At 61.3% G+C, this 14,612-nt stretch carries 15 protein-coding genes; 5 read left to right on the top strand and 10 right to left on the bottom strand.

Going from position 1 to position 14,612, the window contains the following annotated elements:
• Positions 1 to 33: 33 nt before the first annotated feature.
• The 3 genes from AB4Y87_RS11170 to AB4Y87_RS11160 all read right to left on the bottom strand — a co-directional run bounded on the left by AB4Y87_RS11170 (position 34) and on the right by AB4Y87_RS11160 (position 3,475).
• Positions 34 to 1,014, bottom strand: coding sequence for an alpha-ketoacid dehydrogenase subunit beta (locus AB4Y87_RS11170; RefSeq protein WP_442004410.1), 981 nt, complete (start codon positions 1,012 to 1,014; stop codon positions 34 to 36).
• Positions 1,014 to 2,207 carry a pyruvate dehydrogenase (acetyl-transferring) E1 component subunit alpha gene (pdhA, locus tag AB4Y87_RS11165; protein WP_442004409.1) on the bottom strand — a complete coding sequence of 398 codons (1,194 nt, stop codon included), beginning with the start codon at positions 2,205 to 2,207 and terminating at the stop codon, positions 1,014 to 1,016. The genes AB4Y87_RS11170 and pdhA overlap by 1 nt, the downstream gene beginning before the upstream one ends.
• Before the next feature lie 149 nt (positions 2,208 to 2,356).
• Positions 2,357 to 3,475: a histidinol-phosphate transaminase gene (locus tag AB4Y87_RS11160; protein ID WP_442004408.1), complete on the bottom strand. Its 1,119-nt coding sequence runs from the start codon at positions 3,473 to 3,475 to the stop codon at positions 2,357 to 2,359.
• Between the two features lie 126 nt (positions 3,476 to 3,601).
• On the opposite strand from AB4Y87_RS11160, the gene AB4Y87_RS11155 reads away from it, so the two are divergent.
• The gene (locus AB4Y87_RS11155; RefSeq protein ID WP_442004407.1) at positions 3,602 to 4,030 is read left to right on the top strand and encodes a phage holin family protein; all 429 of its coding nucleotides are present in this window, start codon (positions 3,602 to 3,604) and stop codon (positions 4,028 to 4,030) included.
• 80 nt (positions 4,031 to 4,110) lie between these two features.
• Here the strand turns inward: AB4Y87_RS11155 and AB4Y87_RS11150 are convergent, their stop codons facing one another.
• Both AB4Y87_RS11150 and AB4Y87_RS11145 read right to left on the bottom strand, forming a co-directional pair.
• Complete coding sequence (locus AB4Y87_RS11150; protein ID WP_442004406.1) at positions 4,111 to 5,451, bottom strand: hypothetical protein; 1,341 nt, start codon at positions 5,449 to 5,451, stop codon at positions 4,111 to 4,113.
• Positions 5,451 to 5,762, bottom strand: coding sequence for a hypothetical protein (locus AB4Y87_RS11145; RefSeq protein WP_431117094.1), 312 nt, complete (start codon positions 5,760 to 5,762; stop codon positions 5,451 to 5,453). The genes AB4Y87_RS11150 and AB4Y87_RS11145 overlap by 1 nt, the downstream gene beginning before the upstream one ends.
• A 165-nt stretch (positions 5,763 to 5,927) precedes the next feature.
• Here AB4Y87_RS11145 and purB point away from each other — a divergent pair, with 165 nt between their 5' ends.
• The 4 genes from purB to AB4Y87_RS11125 all read left to right on the top strand — a co-directional run bounded on the left by purB (position 5,928) and on the right by AB4Y87_RS11125 (position 9,420).
• A complete protein-coding gene (purB, locus tag AB4Y87_RS11140) occupies positions 5,928 to 7,334 on the top strand; it encodes an adenylosuccinate lyase (RefSeq protein ID WP_442004405.1) in 1,407 nt (468 codons plus the stop codon).
• Positions 7,335 to 7,570: 236 nt separating this feature from the next.
• Positions 7,571 to 8,227 (top strand): histidine phosphatase family protein, encoded by a 657-nt coding sequence (locus tag AB4Y87_RS11135; protein ID WP_442004404.1) that lies wholly within the window; start codon positions 7,571 to 7,573, stop codon positions 8,225 to 8,227.
• A gap of 170 nt (positions 8,228 to 8,397) precedes the next feature.
• Complete coding sequence (locus AB4Y87_RS11130) at positions 8,398 to 8,901, top strand: GNAT family N-acetyltransferase (RefSeq protein ID WP_442004403.1); 504 nt, start codon at positions 8,398 to 8,400, stop codon at positions 8,899 to 8,901.
• A gap of 84 nt (positions 8,902 to 8,985) precedes the next feature.
• On the top strand, positions 8,986 to 9,420 hold the full coding sequence (locus AB4Y87_RS11125; RefSeq protein WP_224093181.1) for an acyl-CoA thioesterase: 435 nt from the start codon (positions 8,986 to 8,988) through the stop codon (positions 9,418 to 9,420).
• A gap of 126 nt (positions 9,421 to 9,546) precedes the next feature.
• On the opposite strand, the gene AB4Y87_RS11120 is transcribed toward AB4Y87_RS11125, so the two are convergent.
• The 5 genes from AB4Y87_RS11120 to AB4Y87_RS11100 form a co-directional block, all read right to left on the bottom strand.
• Positions 9,547 to 10,296 carry an SDR family oxidoreductase gene (locus AB4Y87_RS11120; RefSeq protein ID WP_442004402.1) on the bottom strand — a complete coding sequence of 250 codons (750 nt, stop codon included), beginning with the start codon at positions 10,294 to 10,296 and terminating at the stop codon, positions 9,547 to 9,549.
• Between the two features lie 80 nt (positions 10,297 to 10,376).
• Positions 10,377 to 11,717 (bottom strand): MFS transporter, encoded by a 1,341-nt coding sequence (locus AB4Y87_RS11115; RefSeq protein ID WP_442004401.1) that lies wholly within the window; start codon positions 11,715 to 11,717, stop codon positions 10,377 to 10,379.
• A 55-nt stretch (positions 11,718 to 11,772) separates the two neighbouring features.
• On the bottom strand, positions 11,773 to 12,786 hold the full coding sequence (locus AB4Y87_RS11110) for a biotin-dependent carboxyltransferase family protein (protein WP_442004400.1): 1,014 nt from the start codon (positions 12,784 to 12,786) through the stop codon (positions 11,773 to 11,775).
• Positions 12,783 to 13,550 (bottom strand): 5-oxoprolinase subunit B family protein, encoded by a 768-nt coding sequence (locus AB4Y87_RS11105; RefSeq protein WP_442004399.1) that lies wholly within the window; start codon positions 13,548 to 13,550, stop codon positions 12,783 to 12,785. Before AB4Y87_RS11105 ends, AB4Y87_RS11110 begins: the two co-directional genes overlap by 4 nt.
• 1 nt (position 13,551) lies before the next feature.
• Positions 13,552 to 14,340 carry a LamB/YcsF family protein gene (locus tag AB4Y87_RS11100; RefSeq protein ID WP_442004398.1) on the bottom strand — a complete coding sequence of 263 codons (789 nt, stop codon included), beginning with the start codon at positions 14,338 to 14,340 and terminating at the stop codon, positions 13,552 to 13,554.
• Between the last annotated feature and the right edge of the window lie 272 nt (positions 14,341 to 14,612).

Below are 14,612 nucleotides of genomic sequence, written 5' to 3'. Positions count from 1 at the left end.
CCCGGCTGTGAAGCCGGACTGGATCAGGGCGGTTTAGTAAGCCAGGGAGCGGTCGAGCGCTTCGAGGATCTTGTCGATGTCCGGCAAGTAATCCTCTTCAACCTTGGCCACGGGATACGGCATGTGGAAACCGCCAACACGGATCACAGGGGCTTCAAGGTGCAGGAACGCCCGTTCGCTGATGCGGGCGGCAATCTCACCGCCAATGCCGCCGAACGTGGGGGCTTCGTGGGCGACGATCAGGCGGCCGGTCTTCTTGACCGACGCCTCAACGGTGTCGAAGTCCACGGGCGAGATGGAGCGGAGGTCGATGACCTCAATGCTGCGTCCATCCTCAATTGCAGCATTTGCTGCAGCGAGGGCAACCGGAACCAACGGCCCGTAAGCCACAATCGTGGCATCCGTACCTTCACGGACCACATGTGCCTTGAACGGGTCTTCTGACAGACCAGCATTCTCCACATCCACCTCGCCCTTGAGCCAGTAGCGGCGCTTGGGTTCGAAGAAGATCACAGGGTCCTGGCACTCAACCGCCTTCTGGATCATCCAGTAAGCGTCATGGGCGTTGGACGGCGAAATGATACGGAGGCCAGCGGTGTGGGCGAACAACGCTTCCGGGGATTCGGAGTGGTGCTCGATGGAACCAATTCCGCCGCCGTAGGGGATCCGAATAACCACAGGAACAGTAAGGCGGCCATGGCTGCGGGCATGGATCTTGGCCAGCTGCGTGGTGATCTGGTTGAAGGCCGGATAGACAAAGCCATCGAATTGGATTTCGCACACCGGCGAGTAGCCACGCAATGCGAGCCCAATAGCAGTTCCCACAATGCCGGACTCTGCCAGAGGGCTATCGACGACGCGGTCGGCCCCGAATTCCTTGATCAGGCCATCCGTCACCCGGTAAACGCCACCGAGATGCCCGATGTCCTCGCCCATCAAGAGGGACTTGGGGTTGCTCTTCAGCGATGCGCGGAGACCCTCGTTGATGGCCTTTGCAATGGTCATGGTTGCCATCAGTTAGCTGCCTCCTGGTCGGTTTCGAAGCCTGCCGAGTATTCCTCGAACCACGCCTGTTCCTCTGCAATCAGCGGGTGTGCTTCGGCATAGACGTTGGCGAAGGAATCGCGGATGTCCGGCACCTCCAGGCCGTGCGTGGTGCTGCGGACATACTTGGCCAGCTCATCCCCGTCGGCCTGAACCTGTTCGAAGAAGGCTTCATCGGCGAGCCCTTCAGTCCGCAGGTATTTCTCCAAACGCTCCAGCGGATCCTTCGCACGCCACGCGGTCTCTTCGGCCAATTCGCGGTACTTGGTGGGGTCGTCAGCTGTGGTGTGCGCACCGACACGGTAGGTGTACGCCTCGATAAGTACAGGGCCGCGGCCCTCACGGGCATGCTCCAAGGCCCATTCAGTGACGGCATGCACGGCAATGACGTCGTTGCCATCCACACGGATTCCCGGGAATCCATAACCCTTGGCGCGGTTGGCCAACGGGACCTTGGTCTGGACTTCGGTAGGCACAGAGATGGCCCAGTGGTTGTTCTGGCAGAAGAAGACAACCGGGGCGTCGTACGAGGCAGCGAAAACCATTGATTCGTGGACGTCCCCTTCGGAGCTGGCGCCGTCACCGAAGTAGGCAACCACTGCAGCCTTGGGATCATTGGAACCATCGGCAACCGCGAGCTTCTGGTCACGCTGGATGCCCATGGCGTAGCCCACTGCGTGAAGCGTCTGCGCGGCGAGGACCAAGGTGTAGAGGTGGAAGTTGTTCCCCCGCGGGTCCCAGCCTCCGTTGGAGACTCCGCGGAACTGCTTCAACAATTCAGCAAGGTCCACGTTGCGCACCAATGCGACACCGTGTTCACGGTAAGTGGGGAAAATGTAGTCCTGGGGCTGGCTGGCGTGGGCCGAGCCGATCTGGGCGGCCTCTTGACCGGTCAGCGGCACCCACAAAGCGAGTTCGCCTTGGCGCTGCAGCGCGGTGGCCTCCTGGTCAAAACGGCGAATCCTGGCCATGTCGGCATAAAAGACGCGGAGCTTTTCGGGGTCTATCCGCTTGGCATAGTCAGAGAAGACGGGGTCGGTGCCTAGCTTTCCGTCAGGGCCGAGCAACTGGACCATCTCTACGGGTTCACCCGAGGCAGCTACAGCCGCTGAGGTTGCCGCCAGAGTTTCATCGGTCCCGGGGGGCAGTTGTGTCGAGCCCATTCCGTCTCCTTGCTTGCCGCAGCTAGTGCCGGGCAATGTCTGTCGCTGGGATATATGCCCGTTCCGGAATGCATTCCGGAACGGGCATATATTTTGGCTTTCGTCCTTACTTTATCGGCAGTAAGTAGCGTAGGCGCATTTGTTAACCGCTAGGAACTGTGCGGAGCCTTTGTATAACCTGCACAGAGTTTCAAGAACCTTGTATTGGCTTCCACTTCGCCAATGCTGACCCGGACTCCCTCATTACCGAAGGCCCGGACAGATAGGGCCTGCTCGGCTGCCAACGCCGCAAACTCGCCGCTGTTCTCTCCCAAGTCCAACCAAACGAAGTTCCCCTGGGCCTCCGGCACGAACCATCCGAGAGCGCGGAGACCCGAAGTGACGCGGTCCCTCTCCTCCACCAGGCTTTGTACCCTTTCGACAACCTGGTCGAAATTCTCGAGGGATGTAATCGCTGCGCGTTCTGCAATTTGCGATACGGCGAAGGGGGTAGCTGTAACGCGAAGGTGCTGGGTGAGCTGCGGGCCGGAAACACTGTATCCAACCCGCAGTCCTGCCAACCCGTGGGCTTTGGAGAAAGTCCTCAGCACCACAACATTGGGGTATTTCCGGTAAAGCTTGATCCCGTCTACGGCGGCTTGGTCCCGGACGAATTCCTGGTAAGCCTCATCAATGACCACCACCACGTTGGGCGGCACCGACTGGATGAAGCGCTCCGTTTCCTCAGCCGTGAGGATGGGCCCGGTGGGGTTGTTCGGGGTGCAGAGCAAGATCACCTTGGTGCGCACCGTGACCGCCGCCGCCATGGTTTCGAGATCGTGACGGCCGTCGGGAAGCAACGGGATCTGCACGCTGGCCGCCCCCGCAAGGCCCACACAAATGGGGTAAGCCTCGAAGGAGCGCCAGGCGTAGATCACCTCGTCCGACTTGCCGTCATCATTCTGGCCCGCGAAGGTGGCAAGAATCTGGTTGAGCGCGCCGAGGCTTCCTGCACCGGTGACGACGTCGTCAGCAGGAACATCCAGGAAGTCAGCCAAAGCATCGCGCAGTTTGGTTGCCAAGGGGTCTGGGTAGCGGTTGATGTCAGTCTGATCCGCGATGGCCTGCAACACTGCAGGGATCGGAGGCAGCGGGTTTTCATTGGACGACAATTTGTAGCTGGTGAGGCCCTCGATCGCATAGGGGGGTTTACCAGCCGCGTACTTGGGGAGCCTGTCCACGACCGGTCGAGGGAGTACGCCCTCCGGTGCGTTGTCAGTAGTAGTCATGGATTCAAGCCTACTTGCACCCTTGTGGCGTTTGGCATGTTCGGCAGCCAACGTTCATCCTCATCCAGTTGCCTTTCCATAGTGATGTCCCAGCCGAGCCACAGACGAGTATGAAAGCATGGGCGCATGGGTTCATTCATCGTTCGCGTCCTGATCAACGGCCTGGCTCTGTGGATCGCCAGCTGGCTGTTGGATGGACTGGAGATCTCTTCCTCTGCCACTGAAAAGGCGGCAGCCAACGCCGGGATCACTGAAGGCGCTGATGCAGCGGGGATCGTCTTGGCGTACCTCTTCATCGGCCTGATTTTTGGAGTCGTCAACGCGTTCGTCCGCCCGCTGGTTAAGATTCTGTCTCTCCCCGTGACGATCCTGACCCTGGGGCTGTTTACGATCATCATCAATGCGGCAATGCTGTACCTGACAGCGTGGCTGAGCAGCTTCACGCCTGTGCACCTCACTATTGACTCGTTCTTCTGGACAGCCATCCTCGCCTCGATCATCATCAGCATCATCAGCGTGGTTGCCGGCCTGATCCCCGGGGCCCGCAAACGCTAGATGCAGTTCCCGCCGCTGGGCCTGTTCTCACTGTTGGCGCTGCACTAACCATTGGCACTGCAGTCACCATTGCGCTGTACTTACCGAGCCCCGGCCACGGATCGCGTCTCGGGAAGGTCGGGGTTCCGCAGGCTCGGCCTCTTGTCCGGCAAGGGTGACCGTTCCAGCTTGAAGTGCGTCACCTTTGCCGCGCCTCCCACACCAACAACACCCGCGAACGCTGCCGTAGAAGCTGCAAGGGAGGCATCCTTACTCGCCGTGACCAATTCCGCGCCTTCGGCGTAGTTGTCGAGTCGGTGACCGGGACCCAGGCCCGGGTCTTCTCCCTCTGGAGTTTTGACTTCATTGTTCAGCGTTACCGTCACCCTGTCCTTGGTATCAGGGTTCACCCTGCCGTCCGAACCAGGGACCCAGTCCTGGGCGTGCTCCAGGTGCAATGAAGCAATGCCGGGTTCCGCGCTAAGACCGCCAGCAGGGGCTCCAGCCGTCAGTACATATTTGAGGTCGAATTCGCTCAGGAATGCCTTGTTCTGGCCGAGGTTCATGGCGTGTGCGCCTCCTTGACTGTGCCCGACTGCTACCACCTGGTCTCCGGCTTCAGCGCCGGCTTCTCTCAATGCCTGACCAATGGCCGGAACCACTTCTTCAGAGTCGTACCCGAGTGCTTCACCTACACCCGCTTTGTCGAAGGGATTGGTATCTGGTGCTTCGGATTGCGTTCCCGGAATCAACACCATCCAGGAGGACGAGCCATCGTGGCCCAGCTGGATGATCTCAATTTCTCCATCGCCCCGGGCATGGAGTTTCTCGAGTCGCCGGATGCTCTGTGCCATGGATGGATCGAGTTGCTCGACCGACTCGTCCATCTTCTCGATGCTCACCGGGCGCGGCCTCAGTCCGGGAACGAGGGGGGACTGCAGCAGTCCATGCATGATGTCCCGCGCCGCCATCCCCGGTGGAATGATGGTTGTGACCACGTTGTGCGCGATGTCCCGGCCAGGCATCCAGGGTGCACCTGACATCTTCATCTCATCAAGCCTCAACATCCGCGGGAACAGGTTCTTGACCTCGGTTTGGACGTAATCGTGATGACTGGAACGCACACTGGCGCTGACACCAACCAATTCCTGACGCACCCTGCCTACGTCTTGACCGCTTTCAGCCACCGCATCGATTGCGGCACACCCCGAGGCGTACGAGTCGAAGAGGTAAGGCCCCAAATCAGCCTGCACCCTGCCGGTTTCTTCTTCCACACCAATCAACTGCTGAACCAAGTCATCAAGGAGTGCGGCTCCACGCAGGAGCTCTTCCAACTGGCAGGACATTCCGCCCACTCCCCCACGGATGCTGAGGATCCCATCCGGGGCCGGGGCCATAGGTTGAGGGGCTGAACCCCCACCAACAGGAGCAACATCAGCCATCAGTGCCCCCTCCCATCGGAGACGGCGACGTTCTGTGAATGACGGAGAACCGACGCGGCCGCATCTTCCAGTGATTCCCGTGCCCGCATCAGTGCTGAGGCGTGAAGAGCAATAGTTGTCCTGTAAGCACTTCCGGCCGGCGACTGCCACTCTTCCAACTGGGTCCGCCGCAAGGATGCCAGCACAGCATCCGTCTGATCCACGGAAGCCTTAATTCGCCAAGCGAGCCTCTGGACTTCGTGGCTGCGCGAGGCGCACTCCAGGGGATCGAAGGTGGGTGGGTTGGCTGCAGGCATCAAGCCGACGCTCATGTCCGTGTACTCCATTGATTGTTCTGCTGATCGGTAGGTACGACGCTACGGATCCGGGGAACCGGGCGGAAGCGCCGCCGTCGGCTATGTGGATAACGCGGGCGGCTGTCCACATAGCCAAGTCACCAACTCGGGCGCCTCCACGGAACATGAAAGAATAGGCCCATGGCTGAATCCCCTCGCGTGTCCCTCGCTTCCGAACCCCTCGCCCTTGGCGCCCTCGATGGCCGCTACCGTGCCGCCGTCGCGCCCCTCGTTGACTACTTGTCCGAGGCCGCATTGAACCGCGATCGCGTTCACGTTGAGGTTGAGTGGCTTATCCACCTGACCAGCCAGTCGGTGCTGCCCGGAGCAGGTCCCCTGACGGACGAGCAGGTTTCGCAGCTCCGTGCCATCGTCACCGAATTCAACGCCGCATCGGTCAACGAACTCGCCGAGATCGAGGCCGTCACGGTCCACGACGTCAAGGCAGTGGAGTACTACATCGGCCGCCGCCTGCCTGCGATTGGCATCGAAAACCTGACGGCCATGGTCCACTTCGGCTGCACGTCAGAGGACATCAACAACCTCTCTTACGCCGTTGGTATCAAGGGCGCCGTAGAGGATGTGTGGCTCCCCAACGCCACCGCACTGGTCCAGCAGATCGAGGCCATGGCAGAAGCCAACCGTTCTGTGCCCATGCTGTCCCGTACCCACGGCCAGCCCGCCACGCCCACCACACTCGGCAAGGAACTGGCGGTCATCGCGCACCGCCTGAACCGCCAGCTGGCACGGATCGCCAAGACTGAATACCTCGGCAAGATCAACGGTGCCACGGGCACATACGCCGCACACGTTGCTTCCGTCCCGAGTGCCGACTGGGAAGCCGTTGCCAAGACCTTCGTCGAAGGACTGGGCCTCACCTGGAACCCGCTCACCACGCAGATCGAAAGCCACGATTGGCAGGCAGAGCTCTACGCCGATATTGCCCGCTTCAACCGCATCCTGCACAACGTCTGCACGGACATCTGGAGCTACATCTCCATCGGCTACTTCCGCCAGATTCCCGTTGCTGGCGCCACCGGATCCTCCACCATGCCGCACAAGGTCAACCCGATCCGGTTCGAAAACGCCGAGGCCAACCTGGAGATCTCCAACGGCCTGCTGGACACCCTGGGCGCAACGCTGGTTACTTCCCGCTGGCAGCGCGACCTCACGGACTCCTCCTCACAGCGCAACATCGGCGTCGCCTTTGGTCACTCCCTGTTGGCAATCTCCAACGTTGCCAAGGGCCTTAAGGCCCTCGACGTCGCCGAGGAAGTCCTTGCTGGCGACCTCGACACCAACTGGGAAGTCCTGGGCGAAGCCATCCAGATGGTCATGCGAGCTGAAGCCATCGCCGGCGTGGAAGGCATGGAGAACCCCTACGAGCGCCTGAAGGATCTCACCCGGGGCCAGCGCGTAGATGGTGCCCGGATGCAGGAGTTCGTGCAGGGGCTCGGCCTCTCCGCCGACGCCGAAGCCCGCCTGCTCGCCCTCACCCCGGGCAAGTACACCGGCATCGCCGAGAAATTGGTGGACCACCTGAAGTAGCAGTCAACGCTCGACGACGGCGGGCCGGGGCTTGGTGCCTCGGCCCGCCGTCGGCGTTTAATTAGTAGATCCCTGGCTCAGTCCTGCCCACTTCGTCACCGAGCCATGCCCTTCCAGATGCGGAGAACCGGCGTGTCGGGGCGTTCGCTCGCGTTCACCGCTGATTGGCTGGAACCAACTGGGCGGGAACGCACGGCCAGGACAGATAAGGCAACAACGTAAGGAGCGGAGCACCCATGAAGCTCCTACTGATCAGGCACGGACAGACCCCCGGCAACGTTGCTGGCCAATTGGATACAGCCTTTCCTGGCCCCGGATTGACGGAACTCGGCGAACGGCAAGCGGCCGCGCTCCCGGAGGCTCTTGCAGACGAGTCCATGCAGGCCCTCTACACCTCCACGCTGCTCCGGACCCAGCGGACGGTGATACCGCTCGCCAAGGCCACGGGACTGGAACCGGAAATCCTGAACGGCGTCCATGAGATCGAAGCTGGTTCGTTGGAGAAGAAGACGGATCATGAATCGCATTTGCGGTACATGAGCACGGTGTTCGCCTGGTCCGACGGCGACCTCGACGTTCGCATGCCGGGCGCCTTCAACGGCCACGACTTCTTTGCCCGCTTCGATGCCTCGGTGGAAAAGGTCGCGGCCGCGGGCCATTCGACGGCGGCCATCGTCAGCCATGGAGCCGCAATCCGCTGCTGGGCAGGCCGCAGGGCAGAGGATATCGACACTCTCTTCGCTGAGACCCATCAATTGCCCAATACGGGAATCGTGGCGCTGGAAGGCGATCCGGAATCAGGCTGGCGCGTGCTGCACTGGGACCAGATTCCCGTGGGTGGGCTCGCCTTGGCAGACCAGACGGCCGAGGACCCAACAGGCGAGGCGTTGTGAGGCCCGCTCTGCGCGCCAAACCCACCCGAAAGTGCGCAGAGCATGCCCCGCAATGCAGGAAATTCAGCAATTCTCCCGAAGCTTACGCGCAGGAAACACGGCGGTAACCACAGCTTCCTAGGCTTAAGACGCATAAACACCTCAGCGAAACCAAGCGAAATGAGGCATTGATGCAGACCAACCCCCGGCTCAACATCCGGCAGGTCACCTGGGCGAACCCGGTAGGCGCTGACCTCCGCGCCGCGCAACAGGCTGAACTGGATGCCCGGTTCGGAACAACGGATCACGAGCCCGGTCCCCCGCCCACCGAAGCTGACACTGCGGTTTTCGTTGTGGCTTACGAGAAATCCTCCGGACAACCGCTCGGATGCGGCGGCCTGAGGATGTTGGACGAGAACACAGCTGAGATCAAGCGTCTATACGTGGTTCCCTATGCGCGGGGTTCAGGAGTCGCGAGCTCCATCCTGGCCGCGCTCGAAGCACAGGCCCACTCACACGGTTTCAGCGTGATAGCAGCTGAGGCAGGATCAGCCCAGTCTGATGGACGGAGCTTCTACGTGAGTGCTGGATTCGCCGAAGTTCCCAATTTTGGCCCTTACGTCGGCGTAAACGGGTCTTACTGCTACTCCAAGCGGATCAACTCCCACAGCGCCTCCCGCACGGCGATGGCATAGCCAACCGACAAGAAGCGTTGACAGAAGCAACCAAGCGTCGCGCAACATCAAGCACACCCTGCGGTAGTCAGATAATCTCGGAAAATGGAAAAAGCAGACATCACCTTCCGCACCCGCAAATGGGTGCGGCCCGAGGACCTCAACGCCAACGGCACGCTCTTCGGTGGAAGCCTGCTGAAGTGGATCGATGAAGAGGCAGCGATCTACGCCATCCTCCAGTTGGGCAATGGCCGCGCGGTCACCAAGTACATCTCCGAAATCAACTTCGTGAGCTCAGCAGTTCAGGGCGACCTCATAGAGATGGGGTTGACGGCCAAACGCTTCGGCCGCACCTCCTTGACCATGCGCGCCGAGGTCCGGAACATGATCACCCGGCAGAGCATCCTGACCATCGAGGAAATCGTGTTCGTGAACATGGGCGCCGATGGCCGCCCGCAGCCCCACGGCTACACGGAAATCACCTATGACCGGGACCGCATCCCCACCCATCACCTGACAGAAACGCTGCACGAGGACTGAACCACGCGCCGTCGGGCGTTACTGGCTAAACGAGAGCTGGTTAAACGGGTGCTGGCGGCCGCGAAAACGCGGCCGCCAGCTTGTATTTCCGGTGAGGGAGTGAATCACCGGAATCTGAGGGGCGCCTTAGCGCCGGTCGAACGTCAGGCCGCCGGGTACCTGGAACGTCGGCATGAGCTCAAGCATGCCCACGTTGACGTGGCGGGGCGTTTCGATAGCGTAGTCCAGGGCGTTCACGATGTCGTCCGTGGTCAATGACTCGTAGCCCTCGTAGTACGTCTTCCAAGCTTCTTCCATGGCCTCGGGTGTGCCGCCCATATTCCGGCCGAAAATTTCTGTCTCCACGCGTCCCGGGCAGATCTCGGTGACGCGGATCCGCTTGCCGACGGTGTCGTTGCGAAGCTGGCGGGAGATCTGGTGCACGGCAGCCTTGGTGGCGTGATAAACGGTGTGGCCATAGAAGTTGTAGGTGCCGGCGATCGAACTGATGTTGATGACGTGGCCAAGGTCCCGCTCCACCATGCCCGGCAGCACCAGGCGGGTGAGCTGAAGCAGACCGCGGAGATTCACGTCCACGAGCTCGTCGATGTCCTCTTCGGACGAGTCCAGAATGTTCCCCGGCCGGGAAACCCCGGCGCAGTTCACCAGGACGTCCACGTTGAGGTCATTCACGACGGCGGCCAGCGCGGCTGTGTTGGTCAGGTCCACTACGTGCGGGATCGCCCCGGTGCGGTCGGCCAATTCGGCAAGGCGTTCCTCGTTGCGGGCCACGGCGTGAACCGTCAGGCCGCGCTTGGCGAGTCGTTCGGAAATGGCTGCACCCATTCCGGTTGACGCTCCGGTGACGAGAGCCGTGGTGTAGTCGGAAAAAGTCATTGGGTTCTCCAAACGTGGGGAATCGGTGGCGCTTCTGCGTCCGGCTGGGCCGGACGCAGAAGCCCAAAGGTCGGTAGTTGCTATGCGTCGCGCAGCGGCTCGTGGGCCCGGTCCTTGACCGTGCTGACGGCGATGAGCGTGCCGAGTGCCGTGATTACTGCGTAGAAGGCGGGCATGTAGATGTTGCCCGTGCTGCTGATAAGCCAGGTCATGAGTAGCGGAGCCGTGCCGCCAAAGAGTGCTGACGAGATGTTGTAGCCCAGCCCGTATGCCGAGTACCGGACCCGTGTGGGGAACAGTTCGACGATCAGAATGTGGATGACTGCGGTATGTCCAGCGAAGACGACTGCCATGATGCAGGCACCGAGGATTGCCAGGCCCATTTGGCCGGTTGCAATGAGGGCGTACGAGGGGATGCCGAGGGCTGCCATGGCGATGGCGGAGCCGGCGATAACCTTCTTGCGCCCCACGCGATCCGACAGCGCACCCATGAACGGGATCGCGATGCAGATGACAACCAGGCTGCAGGCAGTCACCAGGAGCGCCTCGCCGATGGTGAAATTCAGCTGCTTGCCCTTGAGGAACGTGGGCATGTAGGAGAACAGGACGTAGTAGCCGGAGCCATTCATGAGCGGGATGAAGAGGGCCAGGAGCATGGCACGGCGGTGCTCGGCGGATTTGAAGGCTTCCTTCAGCGGGTTCTTGGAGAGTCCGCCCTCTTCCTTGAGCTTTACGAAGTTGGGGGTATCGGCGATGGCCTTGCGAATGTACCAACCAATGATGCCCATGGGGATGGCGACCAGGAACGGGATGCGCCAGGCGAAGGAACCGAAGCCGCCCGCGTCAATGGCCGCCTGCGTGAGCCAGGGCGACATGGAGAACGCCACAAGCGTACCGGTGAGCAGTGCTGCGAAGGAGGCAATCTGCGCATAAGAGGTGATGATGCCGCGCTTACCCTCAGGGGCGTGCTCAGCGAGGAAGGTCATGGCACCGGCAGCCTCGCCGCCCACCGAGAAGCCCTGAAGCAGACGCAGGAGAACCAGCAGAATTGGAGCCGCAACACCAATGGCCGCGAATGGCGGCAAGAGGCCGATGCCAGCGGTGGCAACACTGATCAGGAGAATGACGAAGACCAGTAGCTTTTGCCTGCCGATCCGGTCTCCAAGGTAGCCACAAACAACAGCGCCGAGGGGTCGCACGAAGAACGAAACCGCGTATCCAGCGAACACGAAGAGCAGGGCGTTGTCCGGGTTACCCGGTGCCAGGAAGACGAGCGCCAGCGTGCCCGCCATGAAGGCGAAAATGCCGTTGTCGTACAGTTCCACGAAGATGCCGACGCAACCTGCGGTGACAACTTTGCGGGTTTGGCGGCCCGTGAGCCGCTCATGCTGCGTGGGCGCAGCGTTGGTGCTTGCGGTCATGACTTTTCCTTACTAGATGAGCGTAGCAACGCCTACTGGTATGACGACAGGGTCTTTAGCTGCATGCCGCAACTGGTAGGTCCTGCCACTGGGGACGGCATCCGATGCCGAGGAGTCCGAAGACGGTCTTGACGGATTCGCGGAGGGTTTCAAGCTGCGCCCGCGAGCGCCGATGGGCGGCAGTTGCTTCTGCCACTGTGGTTTTCCGAAAACGGACTTTGTCCCCTGGCCGTGCTTGGGCCAGGACATCCAGTCCGGCGCTGGTTACTACTGCGAGTACCGGATACCCGGCGGTGACGCCGCGTCCCCGGTGCAGTACCAGCAACTCTTCCCTTGAAGGAACCTCGACGGCGCCCACTGGCACGCCGCGGGAAAGCACCTCGCCGCTGGAGGTTCTTTCCGGAAGGTCTCCGCCAAGCCGCAGGCCGATGTGGTTGCTGCGGCCGCTGACGGTGTACTCCGAAGTGAAGAGCAGTTCACCGGATTCGCCAAACTCGGCGATGTCCGGTCCGTCGGTCACATCGACCGACAGGTCTGATCCCATGGTTGGCCGTTCAAGGCCCAACCGGAAAAGGGGGAGGTCGAAGTAAGGCTGGCGTACCGGCCCCACGCTCCGACGGATGGGAAGGCTGGTACCTTCCTTGAGCTGGAGTCCAAAGCCCACCACGGTGTCCGGGGCTACACTGCCAAGCAGCGTGTCTGCCTCGATGGAACCATGGATAGCGAGGTAGGCGCGCAGTCCGCTATGAAGTCGACGAATGGACACTGATTCTCCCGCCCTCACTGACACCGGTTCCCATTGGCTCGATGGGCGACCGGCGACGGTGAGCGTGAGAGGGGTTCCGGTGACTGCGATCAGGATGTCAGTGGTGGCTTTCATCCGAAAGTCGAGGGCCGTGATCTCCACCAACGGATCGTTGTCCAAATTGCCCACCAAAATGTTTGCCGCTCGGGCTGAGTACTGGTCCAAAGCTCCGTTGACCGGCAACCCGAAACGGGGGCCGCGTGTACGTCCGAGGTCCGTGACGACCGAGTTGCCGGGCTGCTGGATCAGGATTCCGCCGTTCATGGCCGCACTCCAGATGCCGAGGGAGCCAGCTCCAGCGGAGCCAGTTCCAGCGGCTCCAATTCCAGGCCTGCGTAATTGTTGAAGTCCTCGGGATGGATCTCCCGGAAACGCAGGATGTCGCCCGGCTTGTACGGGACCAACGGTTCCCGGCGGATGTTCAGGACTGACAAGGGGGTTTGGCCAATGACACACCAGCCACCGGGGGCCACAGCCGGAGCGATGACGGCTTGGCGGCCGGCGACTGCAACAGCACCTGCCGGAACACTCAGCCTGGGATCTTTGAGGCGGGGTACGGGCTTGGGGAACGCGGGCCCGTCCATCATGGGCGAACCTGCAGGCGCACCCAGGCAACGAACCGTGTACGTTTTCTCCGTGTGGAGCCGGATGACTTCCTCGGTATCAATCCCCTGATACAGCGCAACGCGCTCCAGGTCCGGCCCGTAATGGCCGCCATAGACCACGGGAACATCGAACTCGCGGGGAGCCGTTGCCGGTTCTCCCGTACGTCCAATTTCAAGCAGTCCGAGTTTCACGAATGCCCGTACCTGCCGGGAGGAAACCAGAATGGGATCGAATTCAACGAGTACCGAATCGTATGTGGGAACCGCGCCGTGAAGGCCTTCGGCTCCGCAGTTTTCCAGCCACTGGGCCAGTCCATGCACTGTAAGCCAGTTCTCTTCGCTTGCCTCCGAGATCGCGACTACACGCAGTGCGGAGTCTCCGGATTCGTAGACTTCGGTGGGGACCGCTGTAAGCACGGACATGTCAGGCCACCTTCCTCTTGGCATCCATGACCTCGGCGAGCGGGGCGAGGCGGACACCCGCTGAGACGAGCTCCGAGCGGATCAAGCGGGCGAGTTTGACGGCACCGGGGTTGTCCCCGTGCAGGAGGACGGTGTCGACGTCGATATCCATGTCCGCGCCGTTGGCGCAGCGGATCTTCCCGTCGACCACCATGCGCAGGGTCCGCTCCAGGATCTCTGCGGGATCATGCAATACGGCACCGGGCTGGCTGCGGGGAACCAACGTGCCGTTCTCCTGGTAGGCGCGATCCACGATACCTACGATTGCAACGCCAAGTCCGGCGGCACGGGCGGCGGTGGCCAGTTCACCTTCCTGCGCCACGACGATGAGTTCGCTATCCACCCGCGCTGCCGCCTCCGCAACAGCCTGGGCGTAGTCGGCCCGCACTGCCACCAGGTTGCCGAGCCGGCCGTGCGGCGCGAGATGGGTGACCTTGGTGCCGTGGAACGCGGCGAAACCGTTGAGCGCACCCAACTGGTAGAGCAGATCGTTCTGAACCTCGCTGGCGGAGAGGGCCATATCGCGCCGGCCGAAACCTCGCAGGTCCGGGAAGCTCGGATGCGCACCGATGCCAACGCCACGGCGAACACATTCAGCAACAGTGGTCGCCATAATGTCCGGATCACCGGCGTGGAACCCGCACGCAATATTGGCACTTGTGACGATCTCCAGGAGGTCGGAGTCGTCGCCAATGGTGTAGGCGCCAAATCCCTCTCCGAGATCCGCTACAAGGTCAATTGTCGGGTTCACGTGATTCTCTTTCCGTGATTGTTATTTCGTAGGGAGAAAAGCGGGCAACTGTCTCCGCAGGGGATAAATAAATTCCAGGGAATACCCTGCGATTTCTACAATCCGCATCGTGGCCTGAAGTTCTTCCAAAAGTCTCGCACCGCCCCACGACGTTGCACAAAGACCTAATAGCTATCCCGTAATAGCTCTCCGTTATGACGTGCACCACCCTGTACTGTGGCGTGGGTCCCAGTGCTGCCGGATAGAATTTCCTTATGGCATGCCACCCGGGG

Origin of the sequence: Paenarthrobacter sp. RAF54_2, from assembly GCF_052113945.1 — a bacterium.
In the GTDB taxonomy this organism is placed as follows: Bacteria; Actinomycetota; Actinomycetes; order Actinomycetales; family Micrococcaceae; genus Arthrobacter.
The sequence above is the reverse complement of the archived record's forward strand: the minus strand, read 5'-3'. Positions and strand labels throughout refer to the sequence as shown.